Here is a 15,983-nt window from a genome sequence, read left to right on the forward strand (position 1 = left end):
GTCAGGCCAGCCGCCACGGCGGGAAGCGGCGCTGCTCGCCCGCGGTATAGAGCCGCAGCGGGTTGCCCGCCGGATCGGTCAGCCGCGCCTCGCGCCAGCCCCATGGCTGCGCCACCGGATCGTCCACCGCGATCCCCGCCGCCCGCGCGCTCGCCACCGCCGCGTCGAGGTCGACCACTTCCAGATAGACCACCGCGCGCCCGTCAATCTCCGCCGCCGCCTCGATCGACAGTGTCGTCCCGCCCGCGCTGTCGAACCGCGCATAGCGCCCGCCGCTGTCGACGATCGCGGTCAGCCCCAGCGCGCTATAGAAGGCGAGGCTCGCAGCATGGTCAGTCGCGGGCAGCGTCACCTGATTGGGGGTCGGCCCGGCCGGATCGGGCTCGCCGCGCACCCGTGCATGGCCCATCGGGCCATGGCCGCCGCCCAGCCCCGGCGCATCGTGCAGCGCGATCCGCACGAACGCGATCGCCCGCGCGATCGCGGCGGGCATCGCCATTCCCGCCGCCAGCCCGGTCGCGATCGCGCTGGCCAGCGTGCAGCCGGTGCCGTGCGTGTGGCGCGTCGCGATGCGCGGATGTTCCCAGCGCGCGATCTCCCCGCCCGCGTCGAACAGGCGGTCGACCACCGTGTCGCCGTTCGCATGACCGCCCTTCACCAGCACCGCGGCGCGCATCCGCGCAGCATAATCCGTCGCCGCGCGCGCCGGATCGCTCAGCGCACCCGCCCCGCACAGCGCCGCCAGTTCGGGAAGGTTGGGCGTCACCAGCGTCGCGCGCCGCGCCAGCCGCTCCATCGCCGCGACCGTGGCGTCGTCGGCCAGCACCGCGCCGCTGGTCGCGATCATCACCGGGTCGAGCACCACCGGGGCGTCATGGCGCGCGCTTTCCAGTTCCTCGGCCACCGCCGCCGCGATCGCCGGGCCACCCAGCATCCCGATCTTGACCGCATCGACGCCGATGTCGGCGGCCACGCACGCCATCTGCTGCACCACCATCGCCGGCGGGATGGCGTGGACGCCCTCCACCCCCACCGTGTTCTGCGCGGTGATCGCGGTGATCGCGGTCATCGCATGACCGCCCAGCATCGTCACCGCCTTGATATCCGCCTGGATACCCGCGCCGCCGCCCGAATCGGACCCCGCGACGATCAGGACGCGCGGCATCATCCCTTGAAGTGCCGCACGGCCGATGCCGGGTTCTTCGCCAGCGCCTTGCCCACCCGCGCCGGCCGGTCGAGCAATTCGCCGCCGCAGTTCGGGCAGCGTTCGTCCATGTCGTCGGCGCAGTCGGCGCAGAACGTGCACTCGAACGAACAGATGAACGCGCCGCCCTCATCGGCGGGCAGATCGGCGCCGCAACGCTCGCAATCGGGTCGCATCTCCAGCATGGGGTGCGCTCTACCGGGTCGCGGCCCGGCCGTCACCCCAATGCCATGCACCGTCACCCCAGCGAAGGCTGGGGTCTCCCGCGACCGCGGCACCGCGCCAGCCGCAAAAGATCCCAGCCTGCGCTGGGATGACGTTTGGTGTCACGCCGCCTTGCGCACCGCCTCGCAGATACGATCCACCACCTGCTCGACCACCGCCGGATCGTCGCCCTCGGCCATCACGCGGATCACCGGCTCGGTGCCCGACGGGCGGATCACCAGCCGGCCGCTCCCCGCCAGCTCGGCCTCGGCGGCGGCGATCACGGTCTTGACGCTGTCCGCCTCCAGCGGCTTGCCGCCGGCGAAGCGCACGTTCTTGAGCAGCTGAGGCAGCGGGTCGAAGCGGTGCAGCACGCGGCTCGCCGGCTCGCCCGAGCGGCGGATCTCGGCCAGCACCTGCAACGCCGCGACCAGCCCGTCGCCGGTGGTGGCATAGTCGGACAGGATGATATGCCCCGATTGCTCACCGCCGACATTATACCCCTGCCGCCGCATCGCCTCCAAGACGTAGCGGTCGCCCACCTTGGTGCGGATCAGTTCCAGCCCCTGCGTCGCCAGATGCCGTTCCAACCCGAGGTTCGACATGACCGTGGCGACCAGCCCGCCGCCCTGCAACCGGCCCGCGCGCGCCCAGCCGCCGGCGATCGCCGCCATCAACTGGTCGCCATCGATCACGCGGCCCTTTTCGTCGACCACGATCAGCCTATCGGCATCGCCGTCCAGCGCGATGCCGATGTCGGCGCGCACCTCCACCACCTTGGTGGCCAGCGCCTCGGGATGGGTCGATCCGATCTGGTCGTTGATGTTGAGGCCGTTGGGATTGACCCCGATCTGCACCACGTCGGCGCCCAGTTCCCACAAGGCCTCGGGCGCGACCTGGTAAGCGGCGCCGTTCGCGCAATCCACGACCACGCGCATCCCGTCCAGCCGCAGGTCGTTGGGAAAGGTCGACTTGGCGAAGTGGATATAGCGCCCGCGCGCGTCGTCGATCCGCTTGGCGCGGCCGATCTCGCCCGGCGCGGCCAGCGGCACGTCGGCGTCCAGCGCCGCCTCGATCGCCATCTCGTCCTCGTCCGACAGCTTGAACCCGTCGGGACCGAACAGCTTGATGCCGTTGTCGGCGAAGGGATTGTGGCTGGCGGAGATCATCACGCCCATGTCCGCGCGCATCGACTTGGTCAGCATCGCCACCGCCGGGGTCGGCATCGGCCCCACCAATGTCACGTCCATGCCGACGCTGGTGAAGCCGGCCTGCAACGCGCTTTCCAGCATATAGCCCGACAGGCGGGTGTCCTTGCCGATCACCACGCGGTGCCGGTGATGCCCGCGCAGGAAGTGGCGGCCCGCCGCCATCCCCACCTTCATCGCCATCGCCGCGGTCATCGCGCCGCTGTTGGTCAGCCCGCGAATCCCGTCGGTGCCGAAATATTTCCTTGCCATCACGCCTTCCGTTCGCTCCGCTTTGCTTACTCCCTAGCGACTTGCCTGTGAAAGCGCGATTACCGGCAGATGACACAAGCCTCACGTATCCTTGTCGCGCTTCTGGCCGGGCTGTTCGCCGGGATCGCGCTCGCCGCCCTCGCGCCCGCGGTGGTGCCCGGCGCGACCGCCTTCGCCGAGCCGATCGGCACCGCCTGGCTCCACGCGCTGCAGATGACGATCGTCCCGCTGGTGGTCGCGTTGCTCGTCACCGGTGTGGCCGCCACCGCGGAGGCGGCGCGCGCCGGGCGGCTGGCGGCGCGCGCGATCGCGCTCTACGTCACGCTGCTGGCGGTTTCGGCCAGCGTCGCGGCGCTGCTGACGCCGCTGATCCTGTCGATCGTGCCGCTGCCCGTCGCTTCGGCCGACGCGCTGCGCCGCGCGCTGTCGACGGCGGAGGCGGTGCCCCCGGTCGCCCCGCTGGGCGAATTCTTCGCCGGGATCGTCCCCACCAACATCGTGAAGGCGGCGGCGGACAACAGCTTCCTGTCGATCATCATCTTCACGCTGATCTTCGCCTTCGCGATCGCGCGGATCGGCGCGGACGAACGCGCGTTGCTGACGCGCTTCTTTACCGCGCTGCGCGATGCGATGCTGGTGGTAATCGACTGGGTGCTGTGGATCGCGCCGGTCGGTGTGTTCGCGCTGGCGCTGGTGGTCGGCGCGCGCGCCGGGACGGGCGCGTTCGGGGCGCTGGTCCATTACATCCTGGTCGTCTCGGGCGTGGGCGTCGCGGTGACGCTGATCGCCTATCCGCTGGCATTGCTGGGCGCGCGGCTGCGGCTGATGGACTTCGCGCGCGCCGCACTGCCGGCGCAGGCGGTGGCGATCAGCACGCAAAGCTCGCTCGCCTCGCTGCCCGCGATGGTGGAGGGATCGCGCACGCTCGGCGTGCCGGTCGCCACCGCGGGCGTCACGCTGCCGCTGGCAGTCGCGATCTTCCGCGCCACCGGGCCGGCGATGAACCTGGCCGTCGCCATCTATGTCGCGACCTGGTTCGGGGTGCCGCTGTCGCCCGCGACGCTGGCGATCGGCGTCGTCGTCGCGACGCTCACCTCGCTCGGCTCGGTCAGCCTGCCCGGCACGGTCAGCTACGTCAGCGCGATCGCGCCGATCGCCGGGACGATCGGCGCCCCGCTCGCCCCGCTGGGGCTGCTGGTGGCGGTGGAAACGATCCCCGATATCGTCCGCACCGTCGGCAACGTCACGATGGATATCGCCACCACCGCCTTTCTGTCGCGCCGCGGTGCACGGCTGGACGACGATGCCGCGCCGCCGCCCGACCTGCCCGCAGACTGACCCGCGCCCGCGCTTGACTCGGTCCCCGTAAATGACTTATTGACACCTTTGTCAGTAGGAGTTTCAGTCTATGGCGACCCTCCCCCCTCTTCCCGGCACCGATGGCCGGCGCGATTGGCGTACTGCGTTCGACGCGGTGCGCCGGCTGATGGCCGATGCGGACGATACGACGCAGGTGTTCCGCATCATGCGCGCGCTCAACGTCGGCAACGCGCCGCAGAATTACGCCCGCCTGATCGCCACCGAGAAAGGCGGCCGGATCGCCTATGACCGGATCGAACTGGCGCAGCGGTTCAGCGACCCGGCGTTCGTCGCCTCCTTCGCCCCCGGCACGGTCGGCGCGGCCTATCGTCATTTCCTGGAAAGCACCGGCTATTCCGCCGACGGCCTGGTCGAGGTGAGCAAGCTGGAAGGCGATCCGGAGGGGTTCGACCATCCCTATACCTGGATGGGCCGGCGCATCCGCGACACGCACGATATCTGGCACGTCCTGACCGGCTATCAGGCGGACGAGCCGATGGGCGAGGCCGCGCTGGTCGCGTTCAGCTTCGCGCAGGTCGGCGGCCTCGGCTGGGCACTGATCGGCACCGCCGCCGCGCTCAAAAGCCTGAAGGTCGCGAAGAACACGCTGTTCGCCAAGGCGGTGTGGGAGGGATATCGCCACGGCCGCGCCGCGAAGTGGCTGCAGGGCGAGGATTATCTGACGCTGATGCACGAACCGATCGACGCGGCGCGCGCGCGGCTCGGCATCCGCGAACCGGTCCTCTACCGCCGCGCGCAGCGCGAGCTCGGCCCCGCGATGGCCGAGTTCCTGAAGGCGCGCAAGGAAGGCGCAGCGCTCGCGGCCTGACCGTGACGGCCGGCGCGCGGGGGCGGCTCAGTCCCCGCGCCGCCACCCGCCCCAGGCGTATAGCGCGCACCCGGTCCAGATCAGCGCGAACGTGACCAGGTGGACCGGCCGCAACGGTTCGTGGAACAGCGCCACCGCCTCCACGAACTGCAACGTCGGCGCGATATATTGCAGCAGCCCCATCGTCGCGTAGCGCAGCCGCCGCGCCGCCGCGGCGAACATCAGCAGCGGCACCGCCGTCACTGCCCCCGCCAGCACCAGCAGCAGGTCGACCGTGCGGTCCTGCCCGAACGCCCCCTGCCCGCCGACCTGCGCCATCGCGATCACCGCCAGCGCGGGGACCAGCAGCAGCGCGGTTTCCACCGTCAATCCGCCCAGCGAATCGATCGCCGCCACCTTGCGGATCAGGCCGTATGTGCCGAAGCTCAGCGCCAGCGTCAGCGATATCCACAACGCGCCCCCGCCCGACAACGCCATCACCGCGACGCCCGCCGCCGCGACCGCGACCGCCGCCTTCTGCACGCGCCCGATCCGCTCGCCCAGCAACGCCATCCCCAGCGCGACATTGACCAGCGGGTTGATGAAATAGCCCAGGCTCGCTTCCAGCACGTGGCCGTGCTGCACCGCCCAGATATAGACCAGCCAGTTGATCGCGATCAGCGTCGCCGACGCCGCCAGCAACGCCAGCGTCGGCCCGCGCGCCGCCGCGCGGATTGCGCCGGCCCGGCGCGTCACCACGACGATCACGATCAGCAGCAGCAACGACCACACGATGCGATGCGCCAGCACCTCCAGCGAGGGCACGCCGCGCAGCAGCCGCAGGTACAGCGGCAGCAGCCCCCAGGCGGCATAGGCCCCGATCCCCAGGATCAGCCCGCTGCGCGTCGCGTCGTGTCGGTCGGTCATATCCGCGGCCATCGCGGTCCGGACGCCGCGCCGCAACCCCATATCCCCATTCGACACGCCCCGCGCCGCGTCCTACGGCGGTCGGCGATGCTCGCGCGCCTGGTCCTCACCGATTTCCGCAACCATGCGGGCCTCGCGCTGGCGCCGGGGCCGGGATTCGTGATCCTCACCGGCGCGAACGGCGCGGGCAAGACCAACGTGCTGGAAGCGGTGTCGCTGCTCGCGCCCGGCCGCGGGCTGCGCCGCGCCGCGCTGTCGGACATGGCGCGCGGCGACGGGCCGGGCGGGTTCGGCGTCGCCGCGACGCTGGCGGACGGCGTCGATCTGGCGACCGGCGCGCTCGCCGCCGCGCCCGAACGCCGCGTCACGCGCATCAACGGCGCCGCGGCACAGGCGTCCGCGCTGGCCGAACGGGTGGCGGTGCTGTGGCTGACCCCGGCGATGGACCGGCTGTTCACCGAACCGGCGGGGGAACGGCGCCGCTTCCTCGACCGGCTGGTGCTGGCGCTGGCGCCCGGCCATGCACGCCACACCAGCCGCTACGAAGCCGCGATGCGCGCGCGCAACCGCCTGTTGACGGAGGGCGCGCCCGATCCCGGCTGGCTCGACGCGCTGGAGGCGCAGATGGCGCACCACGGCGCCGCGCTCGACGCCGCGCGGCGCCGCACCGTCGACGCACTCGCCGTCGCGCTGGCGGCGCAACCGGCGGGCGACATCCTGCCGCGCGCCGCGATCGCGCTGGACGGCTGGCAGGGGGACGAGGCCGACCTGATGCAGGCGCTGCGCCACGGCCGCGCGCGTGACGCCGCGGCGGGGCGCACGCTCACCGGGCCGCACCGCGCCGACCTGACCGTCACCCATGTCGACAAGGCGCGCGCCGCCGCCAGCGCCTCGACCGGCGAACAGAAGGCGCTGCTGCTCGGCATCGTGCTGGCCCATGCCGAACTGGTCGCGGCGCGCGCCGGCCAGCCCCCCGTGCTGCTGCTCGACGAAGTCGCCGCCCATCTCGATCCCGCGCGGCGCGCAGCGCTGTTCGCGCGGCTTGCCCGGCTGGGGCAGACGTGGATGACCGGCACCGAACCGGCACTGTTCGAGGCCGCGGGCGACGCGACGCGCATGGCGCTGTAGCCCCCCTCCGTCACCCCGGGGGTCAGCCAGACCGTTACGCCCGTGCACCCAATCGCCATCGGCAACGTTATCCCGTCATCATTAGTCCCGGAGCCACCCGTCGTCCCTCCCCCTCCCTTCCCGCGGCCCGATCCGTTGACCCGCGCGGCCGCGCCGCGCAGCCTCGTCGAATGGCGGCGCGGCTGGCCGCTGGTCGGCGCGGCGATGGTCGGCGCGGGACTGGGGCCGGGGCTGTTCCAGAACATGTCCAGCCTGTTCACCCCCGCACTGCAGGCCGCATTCGGCTGGTCGCGCGGCGACATCGCCACCGCCGCGGGGCTGGGGCTGATCGGCGCGCTGGTCGCGCCGCTGGTCGGGCGGCTGGCCGACCGGTTCGGGGTGCGCCCGATCATCCTCGGCTCGATGCTGGTGCTCGCCGCGGGCTATCTGTGCCTGGCGACGCTGGGCGGCGGGTTGTGGCAATATCATCTCGGCGTGTTGCTGATCGTCATGGCACTGCCCGGCACCAGCAGCCTGTCCTATGGCAAGCTGATCGCGGTGGCGTTCCGGCGCCAGCGCGGGCTGGCGCTGGCGCTCGGCACGTCGGGGCTGGCGCTGATGACGATGGTCGCCGCGCCCGTGCTGGGCGCGGTGGTGGCGCATTGGGGTTGGCGCGCGGGCTTCGTGCTGCTCGCGGTGGCGGGCACCGTGCTGGCGCTGCCGCCGATCCTGCTCGGCATCCGCGGCATTCCCGCCGCCGGCGCGCCGCCGGTGGTGGCCGATGCGCCGCTGCTGCCAGGCGTTTCGGCGAAGGAGGCGCGGCGCGACCGGCGCTTCTGGCTGATGGTGGCGTCCGCGCTGCTGGTCAATCTGGCGACCACCGGGCTGGTCACGCAACTGGTCCCGATCGGCGTCGACCGCGGACTGGGCGCGGGTGAGGCCGCGCTGCTGCTGACCGGCTTCGGGGTCAGCGCGATCGCCGGACGCCTGCTGGTCGGCACGCTGATCGACCGGTTCCGGCCGCAGCCGGTCGCGGCCACGGTCGCGCTCATCTCCGCCGCCGCCTTCGCGTTGCTCGCGGGCGGCGCGCACGGGCTGGCGCCGCTGATGGCACTCGTCTTCCTGGCCGGGCTGATGAACGGGGCGGAGAACGACCTGCTGCCGTTCCTGGCGGCGCGACTGTTCGGGCTGCGCGCCTATGCGGAGATCTACGGCTCGGCGATGCCCGTCGCGCTGCTCGGCACCGCGCTGGGCATCATCGGCTTTGGACGGCTGCACGACCTGTTCGGCAATTACGCCGTCGCGCTGGCGATCGGCAGCGCGGCACTGCTCGCGGCAGCGACGTGCTTTCTGCTGCTGCCGGACCGCGCCGAGCCGTCCCCGAACTGACACGCACGCGCGCTACGTCGCGCGAGTGGACCGCCGCCGCCATCCCCCCGGCCTGACCTTCACCGACTGGCATGCTGCAGACGGCTGGGCGCTGCGCCGCTACGACTGGGCGCCCGCCCCCGATATTGCCCCGCGCGGCCCGCTGCTGTTCCTGGGCGGGCGCGGTGATTTCGCGGAAAAGTATCTGGAGGCGATGGCGCACTGGCGCGCACGCGGCTGGCACGTCACCGGCATCGACTGGCGCGGACAGGGTGGGTCGGGCCGGCTGCTCGCCGATCCGCTGGTCAATCACCTGACCACCCTCGACTCGCTGCTGGACGACCTCGCCGCCTTCGCCGCCGCGGTCGCCCCGCGCGTCGCGGTGGCGCATTCGATGGGCGCGCACCTGCTGCTGCGCTGGCTGGCGGAGCGCGACGGGACGCTCGACGCCGCGGTGCTGTCCTCCCCGATGCTGGGGTTGCGCGCCGGCCCGCTCGGCACCGCCCCGCTGGCGCTCACCGCGCGCGCCGCCTGCGCGCTGGGCCGCGGCGAGCGCCGCATCTGGGAGGGCGACGCCGGCAATGTCGGCGGGCGCATGACCTCCTGCCCCGATCGCCAGGCGGACAAGCTCTGGTGGAAGGCGAACGTGCCCGCGATCGCGTCGGGCGCGCCCAGCTGGGGGTGGATGCGCGCCGCCTGCGCCTCGATCGCCGCGCTCGACCGTGCGCCGCTGGGCCGCGTCGCCACCCCGCTCCTGATGCTGGTATCGCGCCGCGATCCGGTGGTGTCGCCCGCCGCGATCGCGCGCATCGCCCGCCGCCTGCCCGCCGCCGCGCTCCACCTGCTGCCCGGCCAGGGGCATGAGTTGCTGCGCGAGGGCGACGCGATCCGCCGCGAGGTCCTCGCCCGCATCGACGCGCATTGGGGACGCTGACGCACACGTCCATTTCGCTTTCGTTGCACGCCTGTCATGCCTATATGCTCCGCATGGCAGAACAGCAGAATTCCAGCGAGTACGGCGCCTCCTCGATCAAGGTGCTGAAGGGTCTGGACGCGGTGCGCAAGCGTCCGGGCATGTATATCGGCGATACCGACGACGGCTCGGGCCTCCACCACATGGTGTTCGAGGTGAGCGACAATGCCATCGACGAGGCGCTGGCCGGGCATTGCGACCGGATCGACATCACGCTCAACGCCGACGGATCGGTCTCGGTGACCGACAACGGTCGCGGCATCCCCACCGGCATCCACCCGGAAGAGGGCGTCTCTGCGGCCGAGGTCATCATGACCCAGCTGCACGCCGGCGGTAAGTTCGAGAATACCAGCGACGACAATGCCTACAAGGTGTCCGGCGGCCTCCACGGCGTCGGCGTGTCGGTGGTCAACGCGCTCAGCGAATGGCTCGACCTCACGATCTGGCGCGACGGGGAGGAGCATTACATGCGCTTCGCCCACGGCGATGCGGTCGCCCCGCTCAAGGTGGTCGGCCCGGCCGAGGGCAAGAAGGGCACGCGCGTCACCTTCTTCCCCTCCCCCGCCACGTTCAAGATCACCGAATTCGATTTCGACAAGCTGGAACATCGCTATCGCGAGCTGGCGTTCCTCAATTCGGGCGTGCGCCTGTTCCTCAGCGACGCCCGGCATGAGGAGCCGAAGACGATCGAGCTGTTCTACGAAGGCGGCATCGCCGCGTTCGTGAAGTGGCTGGACCGCAACAAGCAGCCGCTGTTCCCCGATCCCATCTCGGTGTCGGGGATGCGCGACCAGATCGGCATCGACGTCGCGCTGGAATGGAACGATTCCTATTACGAGAACGTGCTGGCCTTCACCAACAACATCCCCCAGCGCGACGGCGGCACGCACATCGCCGCCTTCCGCGCCGCGCTGACCCGCACGCTCAACAATTATGCGGAAAAGTCCGGGCTGCTGAAGAAGGAGAAGGTGTCGCTGACCGGCGACGACATGCGTGAGGGGCTGACCGCGATCGTCTCGGTCAAGCTGCCCGATCCGAAGTTCAGCTCGCAGACCAAGGACAAGCTCGTCTCGTCCGAGGTGCGCCAGCCGCTCGAAAGCCTGATGGCCGACAAGATGGCCGAATGGCTGGAGGAGAACCCGCAGCACGCCCGGTCGATCGTCGGCAAGATCATCGACGCCGCCGCCGCGCGCGAGGCGGCGAAGCGCGCGCGCGAACTGACCCGGCGCAAGGGCGTGATGGAGGTCAGTGGCCTGCCCGGAAAGCTGCACGACTGCCGCGAACGCGACGCGACCAAGGCCGAACTGTTCATCGTGGAGGGCGATTCCGCCGGCGGCTCGGCCAAATCGGGCCGCGACAGCGACTATCAGGCGATCCTGCCGATCCGCGGCAAGATCCTGAACGTCGAGCGCGCGCGCACCGACCGGATGCTGGGATCGAAGGAGATCATCTCGCTGATCCAGGCGATGGGCACCGGGATCGGCCGCGACGACTTCAAGCTGGAAAAGCTGCGCTACCACAAGATCGTCATCATGACCGACGCCGACGTCGACGGCGCGCATATCCGCACGCTCCTGCTGACGTTCTTCTACCGCCAGATGCGCGAGATCATCGAGGCCGGGCACCTCTATATCGCGCAGCCTCCGCTGTATAAGGCGACCAAGGGCCGGTCGGAGGTCTATCTGAAGGACGATGCCGCGCTCGACGACTATCTGGTCGACGCCGGCCTTTCGACGATGATGCTGGAACGCGGCGGCGAGGGGCTGACCGGCGCGCACCTGCGCCCGCTGGTCGAACATGCCCGGCGGATGCGCACGCTGATGCGCTACGTGCCGCGCCGCTACGATCCGGTCATCATCGAAACGCTCGCGCTGGGCGGCGCGCTGACCCCCGACATGCCGCGCGAGGCGCGCGCGGCCGCGGTGGCGGAGGTGACCCGCCGCCTCGACCAGGGTGACAGCGAAGCGAACTGGACCGCGCGGATGACCGAGGAAGGCGGCATCCATTTCGAACGGCTGTGGCGCGGCGTGACCGACCATCATATCGTCGAGGCCGCATTCCTGTCCTCGGCGGAGGCGCGCAAGCTCCACACGCTCGCCGCCGAACAGGCCGAAAGCTTCGTCCACGCCGCGCGGCTGATGCCGGTCAAGGGCGCCGCGGTCGAGGCCGCCGCCGACACCCCCGCCGACGAAGAGGGCGAGAGCGAGGGCGAGGGCGTCCCCGGCCAGCGTCTGGCGGTCGCCAAGGGCGAGGCGCTCGTCGCGCGCCCATCACAGCTGCTGGACGCGATCCTCGCCGCCGGCCGCAAGGGCCTGTCGATCCAGCGCTACAAGGGGCTGGGCGAGATGAACGCCGAACAATTGTGGGAAACCACGCTCGATCCCTCCAACCGCTCGATGCTCAAGGTGGAGGTCGACCAGGCCGACGTCGCCGACGAAATCTTCGCCCGCCTGATGGGCGACGTCGTCGAGCCACGCCGCGAGTTCATCCAGGAGAACGCGCTCAGCGTCGCCAACCTGGACGTGTAAGCGCGCGACCGTCCGCAGGGCCATCGCCCCTGCGCAGGCAGGGGCCTCCCCGTGGCCGCACCGCGCCTCACCCCGCGCCCAGCACCTCGTCCACCCACGCCGGCACCAGCGCCCCCGCCGCACCAAGCCGCGTCTCGTCGAACCATGCGCTGCCCGCCGACGGCTCCAGGTTCAGCTCCAGCGTCGCCGCGCCATAGGCGCGCGCGGTCTGGACAAAGCCCGCGGCGGGATAGACCGCGCCCGACGTGCCGATCGACACGAACAGGTCCGCCGCCGCCAGCGCCGCGTCGATCCGCGTCATATGGTACGGCATCTCGCCGAAGAACACGATGTCGGGCCGCAGCGCTCCCGACCCACACGCCGCGCAGCGCGTCCCCGGCGGCAACGCCTCGCGCCACGCCGCCCGCGCCCCGCACGCCGCGCACAGCGCGCTGTTCAACTCGCCATGCATGTGCAGCATCCGCACCGCACCGGCGCGTTCGTGCAAATCGTCGACATTCTGCGTGACGATCAGCAACTCGCCGCGCCACCCCCGGTCCAGCCGCGCCAGCGCGTCATGCGCAGCATTGGGCACCACCCCCGCCAGCGCCGCGCGCCGCAGGTCGTAGAAGCGGTGCACCAGCGCGGGATCGTCGGCCAGCGCCTCGGGCGTGCACACATCCTCGACGCGATGCCCCTCCCACAATCCGCCCGGCCCGCGGAACGTGGCGATGCCACTCTCAGCGGACACCCCCGCGCCGGTCAGGACGACGATGTTGCGGATACCGATCATCGGCGCATTCTATGCGGTGTGGGCGGACATTCCCAACGCGGAACGCGCGAGAGGGGGAGGTTCACGCGAAGACAAGAAAGAAGGTTGGTTCACGCAGAGGCGCGGAGGCGCAGAGATGATGGTGCCCCGTGCGAGCGGCAGCTCTTCCCCCGCGAGCGAATGACGAGAGACGCTTCGCGTCAAACGAAACACCTTCGCGTCTCTGCGTCTCTGCGAGAACCAGCTTCTTCTCCGCGCCTCCGCGCCTTCGAGTGAACCCGACAACCCTCACCGGCTCGCCAGCATATCTCCCGCCGCCGCATTCGCACGCGCCACCTCGCCCGCGTCGCTGACCGGCGCGTCCGTGCCCGATACATAGGCCATGTCGGTCACCTCCACCGTCGCGCCCAGTTGCGTGATGTCGAACAGCTTCTTGGCGAACGCGGTCGGCAGGCGGATGCAGCCGTGCGACGCGGGGAAGCCGGGGTTGCGCCCGGCGTGCAGCGCCACGCCGTCCCACGTCAGCCGCTGCATGTACGGCATGGCGGCGTCGTCATACAGGTTCGATCGGTGGAACGCCTTTTTCTGCAGGATCGTGAAGCGTCCGGTCGGGGTCGGCTTCTCGTCGGTGCCGGTCGACACCGCCGATGCCGCCACCAGCGTCTGTCCGCGGAACACATAGGCGCGCTGGTCGGGGATGGAGATCAGCACGCTCACCGCCCCCTCGGCCTGCCGGTCGGTCCACAGATAGCGGTTGGGCGCGAGCGCGGCGGCGGCCTCGGTGATCGCCAGACTGTCCATCGCTTCCGCACCGGCGGGGGCGGCGGGAAGAGCAAGGCCGGCAAGGACCGGCACGATCAGGTAACGGGCGAATCGCCGCATCATCGATCCTTTCATGTCCATCACCCGCCGCATCGCCGCGGCGGGCGTCTGACAGGAAAACGCATTACCCGATTTTTGGTGCCCGGCGACGAAACGTTGGGATTCCGCGGCCAATGTCCGGAACAGGCCCGCAAGCACCGTGCCAGGTTGCGGATTGTTCACGCCTTTCATGCTATCAGCATCGCCAATGGAGCGGGGAATTGTTGAACCTATGAAATGGTCGCAGGATGCGGCGCCGTCGCGCCGCCACTTGTTGAAGACCGGTGGTGTGCTTGCCGGGGCGCTGATGATCCCCGGTGCTGTTTCCGCCGGAATGCGCCAGCGCAGCATGCCCGAATCGCTGCTGCCGCCGGACGTTTATCCGGGCGCGCACCCCGCCCGCGCGGCGGTCGCGGCGCAGCCGGCGGTACGCGACACGATCGTCGCGCCGGGGGTCAATCGCCAGCTGATGCAACGTGCGATGGCCGCGCTGGATCGCCACGGCAGCCGCATCGCGCGGCATGACCGGATGGCGGTGGCGGACTTTTCCGCCGGGTCCAGCCGCCCGCGCTTCCACCTCATCAACCTGGAAAGCGGGCGCGTCACGTCGAAACTCGTCGCGCACGGCAGCGGATCGGACCCGGCGCACACCGGCTATGTCCAGCGCTTCTCGAACGCCAACGGCTCCAATGCCTCGTGCGAGGGCGCGTTCCTGACCGACGACTATTATATCGGCAAGCACGGCCGGTCGCAGCGGCTGATCGGGCTGGATCGCACCAACGACAATGCGCTGGACCGCGCGATCGTCGTCCATGCCGCCTGGTATGCTAATCCCGACATGATCTCGCGCCGCGGGATGCTGGGCCGCAGCCAGGGTTGTTTCGCGGTCGGGGAAAAGGATCTGGCGGAGGTGTTCGAACGCCTCGGGCCGGGCCGGATGATCTACGCCGCCAAGGTGTGATGCGCTATCCCGCCCGCCGGTCGAACGCCGCCAGTTCGTAGGCGATCGACGCCTCGACCAGCTGGTCCCACAGCGCCGCGATCGCCTCGCCGGGCAGCCCGGCGGCCTCGGCGGCGGCGCGCGCCTGCGCGATCACCTGCGCCTTGCGCGCTTCGTCGCGCACCGCGCCGCGTGCCGGCTTGATGCGCGCGGCCGCGTCCATATAGTCGAAGCGGCGGCGCAGCAGCGCCACCAGCTCGCGGTCCAGCGCGTCGACGCCGGCGCGCACCTCGGCCATGGTGGTGCAGTCGGCACCTTTGAGGATCGGGTCACCGGGCAGGATCGGGTTCATGCCCGGCTGCTATACGCCCCGCGCGGCGGCGTCCAGCTTGACTCGCCGCCCCCTCCCGGCTAGGCGCGCCGCTTCGCAATCGCCCCCGCACCCCGGTGAAGCGGCGGGCCTGCTTGTCTCCCCCACAAGACGATGCAGCGCGAAGACCGGGACCAACGTCGTTCGCATATTGCAAGGATACCACATGTCGAAGCGCCACAGCGCCAAGTACAAGCTCGATCGCCGCATGGGCGAGAACATCTGGGGTCGTCCCAAGTCCCCGGTAAACAAGCGCGAATACGGCCCCGGCCAGCACGGCCAGCGCCGCAAGGGCAAGATGTCGGACTTCGGCATCCAGCTGCGCGCCAAGCAGAAGCTGAAGGGCTATTACGGCGACGTGACGGAAAAGCAGTTCCGCCACGCTTATGACGAAGCGTCGCGCATGAAGGGCGATACCTCGCAGAACCTGATCGGCCTGCTCGAGCGTCGTCTCGACATGCTCGTCTATCGCGCCAAGTTCGCGCCGACGATCTTCGCCGCGCGCCAGCTGGTCAGCCATGGCCACATCCGCGTCAACGGCGTGAAGTGCAACGTCGCCTCGCGCCGCGTCAACGTCGGCGACGAAATCTCGCTGGGCAACAAGGCGCAGGAAATGGCGCTGGTCATGGAAGCGCAGCAGCTGGCCGAGCGCGAAGTGCCCGATTACGTCGCGCCCGACGGCAATGCGAAGATCACCTTCGTGCGCGTGCCGACGCTGGACGAGGTCCCCTATCCGGTGAAGATGGAACCGAACCTGGTCGTGGAATTCTATTCGCGCTAACGCGCAGAATGGAATTCGACGACCGGCCGGCCTCGCCACGGCGAGGACCGACGACGCGGCTCCGCCGCGTCGCTACCCGGATCGAGACAGCAAAGGGCGGCCCCGCAACGGGCCGCCCTTTCTGCTTGTGTGCGTCGCACGCCACCGTGCTCCGGCGAAGGCCGAAGCCCTGGGTCGCGAACTGCCACACCGGTCACGCGCCCAGGCCGGATCGACACTCAGGCATACGACCCGTTCGTGCTGAGGAGAGGCTGAGCACCGTCGAAACGGCTCCTAAGGGCAAACGGAGGCGAAGGTCGATACGGGCTGGCCGGGTTCCCCGCCTGCGCCGCGGTAACGCCC

General features: G+C 70.5%; 15 protein-coding genes. 8 read left to right on the forward strand and 7 right to left on the reverse strand.

The window, feature by feature from the left end:
* Window position 1: 1 nt before the first annotated feature.
* The 3 genes from thiD to glmM form a co-directional block, all read right to left on the reverse strand.
* A complete protein-coding gene (thiD, locus tag COA17_RS07585; protein ID WP_096611371.1) occupies window positions 2-1,168 on the reverse strand; it encodes a bifunctional hydroxymethylpyrimidine kinase/phosphomethylpyrimidine kinase in 1,167 nt (388 codons plus the stop codon).
* Entirely contained in the window at window positions 1,165-1,389 is a 225-nt protein-coding gene (locus tag COA17_RS07590; RefSeq protein WP_096611373.1) for a DUF1272 domain-containing protein, read from the reverse strand. Before COA17_RS07590 ends, thiD begins: the two co-directional genes overlap by 4 nt.
* Window positions 1,390-1,530: 141 nt before the next feature.
* Complete coding sequence (gene glmM / locus COA17_RS07595) at window positions 1,531-2,868, reverse strand: phosphoglucosamine mutase (RefSeq protein WP_066484365.1); 1,338 nt, start codon at window positions 2,866-2,868, stop codon at window positions 1,531-1,533.
* Between the two features lie 69 nt (window positions 2,869-2,937).
* Here glmM and COA17_RS07600 point away from each other — a divergent pair, with 69 nt between their 5' ends.
* Entirely contained in the window at window positions 2,938-4,206 is a 1,269-nt protein-coding gene (locus COA17_RS07600) for a dicarboxylate/amino acid:cation symporter (protein WP_096611375.1), read from the forward strand.
* Window positions 4,207-4,276: 70 nt separating this feature from the next.
* Complete coding sequence (locus tag COA17_RS07605; protein WP_066484367.1) at window positions 4,277-5,056, forward strand: Coq4 family protein; 780 nt, start codon at window positions 4,277-4,279, stop codon at window positions 5,054-5,056.
* Window positions 5,057-5,083: 27 nt separating this feature from the next.
* On the opposite strand, the gene rarD is transcribed toward COA17_RS07605, so the two are convergent.
* Window positions 5,084-5,962, reverse strand: coding sequence for an EamA family transporter RarD (gene rarD / locus COA17_RS07610; RefSeq protein ID WP_096611668.1), 879 nt, complete (start codon window positions 5,960-5,962; stop codon window positions 5,084-5,086).
* An 87-nt stretch (window positions 5,963-6,049) separates the two neighbouring features.
* On the opposite strand from rarD, the gene recF reads away from it, so the two are divergent.
* From recF to gyrB, 4 genes are all read left to right on the forward strand, one after another.
* Window positions 6,050-7,090: a DNA replication/repair protein RecF gene (recF, locus tag COA17_RS07615; protein ID WP_096611377.1), complete on the forward strand. Its 1,041-nt coding sequence runs from the start codon at window positions 6,050-6,052 to the stop codon at window positions 7,088-7,090.
* 135 nt (window positions 7,091-7,225) lie between these two features.
* Complete coding sequence (locus COA17_RS07620; RefSeq protein WP_066489451.1) at window positions 7,226-8,458, forward strand: MFS transporter; 1,233 nt, start codon at window positions 7,226-7,228, stop codon at window positions 8,456-8,458.
* A 25-nt stretch (window positions 8,459-8,483) separates the two neighbouring features.
* Entirely contained in the window at window positions 8,484-9,371 is an 888-nt protein-coding gene (locus COA17_RS07625) for an alpha/beta hydrolase (protein ID WP_176484836.1), read from the forward strand.
* A 53-nt stretch (window positions 9,372-9,424) separates the two neighbouring features.
* A complete protein-coding gene (gene gyrB, locus COA17_RS07630; protein WP_096611670.1) occupies window positions 9,425-11,938 on the forward strand; it encodes a DNA topoisomerase (ATP-hydrolyzing) subunit B in 2,514 nt (837 codons plus the stop codon).
* Between the two features lie 67 nt (window positions 11,939-12,005).
* Here gyrB and COA17_RS07635 read toward each other — a convergent pair whose 3' ends face one another.
* Together COA17_RS07635 and COA17_RS07640 are read right to left on the reverse strand one after the other, a co-directional pair.
* Window positions 12,006-12,710, reverse strand: a complete 705-nt coding sequence (locus COA17_RS07635) for an NAD-dependent deacylase (RefSeq protein WP_096611381.1) — start codon at window positions 12,708-12,710, stop codon at window positions 12,006-12,008.
* A 267-nt stretch (window positions 12,711-12,977) separates the two neighbouring features.
* Window positions 12,978-13,574 (reverse strand): L,D-transpeptidase family protein, encoded by a 597-nt coding sequence (locus tag COA17_RS07640; RefSeq protein WP_245857535.1) that lies wholly within the window; start codon window positions 13,572-13,574, stop codon window positions 12,978-12,980.
* A gap of 208 nt (window positions 13,575-13,782) precedes the next feature.
* Here COA17_RS07640 and COA17_RS07645 point away from each other — a divergent pair, with 208 nt between their 5' ends.
* Complete coding sequence (locus COA17_RS07645; RefSeq protein ID WP_096611383.1) at window positions 13,783-14,511, forward strand: murein L,D-transpeptidase catalytic domain family protein; 729 nt, start codon at window positions 13,783-13,785, stop codon at window positions 14,509-14,511.
* A gap of 4 nt (window positions 14,512-14,515) precedes the next feature.
* Here the strand turns inward: COA17_RS07645 and COA17_RS07650 are convergent, their stop codons facing one another.
* Window positions 14,516-14,842 (reverse strand): chorismate mutase, encoded by a 327-nt coding sequence (locus tag COA17_RS07650; protein ID WP_066485241.1) that lies wholly within the window; start codon window positions 14,840-14,842, stop codon window positions 14,516-14,518.
* 184 nt (window positions 14,843-15,026) lie between these two features.
* Between COA17_RS07650 and rpsD the strand changes: the two genes are divergently transcribed.
* Window positions 15,027-15,641: a 30S ribosomal protein S4 gene (gene rpsD, locus COA17_RS07655; protein ID WP_066485242.1), complete on the forward strand. Its 615-nt coding sequence runs from the start codon at window positions 15,027-15,029 to the stop codon at window positions 15,639-15,641.
* The last annotated feature ends 342 nt before the right edge of the window (window positions 15,642-15,983 follow it).

It is taken from the genome of Sphingomonas ginsenosidimutans, assembly GCF_002374835.1.
Classification (GTDB): domain Bacteria; phylum Pseudomonadota; class Alphaproteobacteria; order Sphingomonadales; family Sphingomonadaceae; genus Sphingomonas; species Sphingomonas ginsenosidimutans.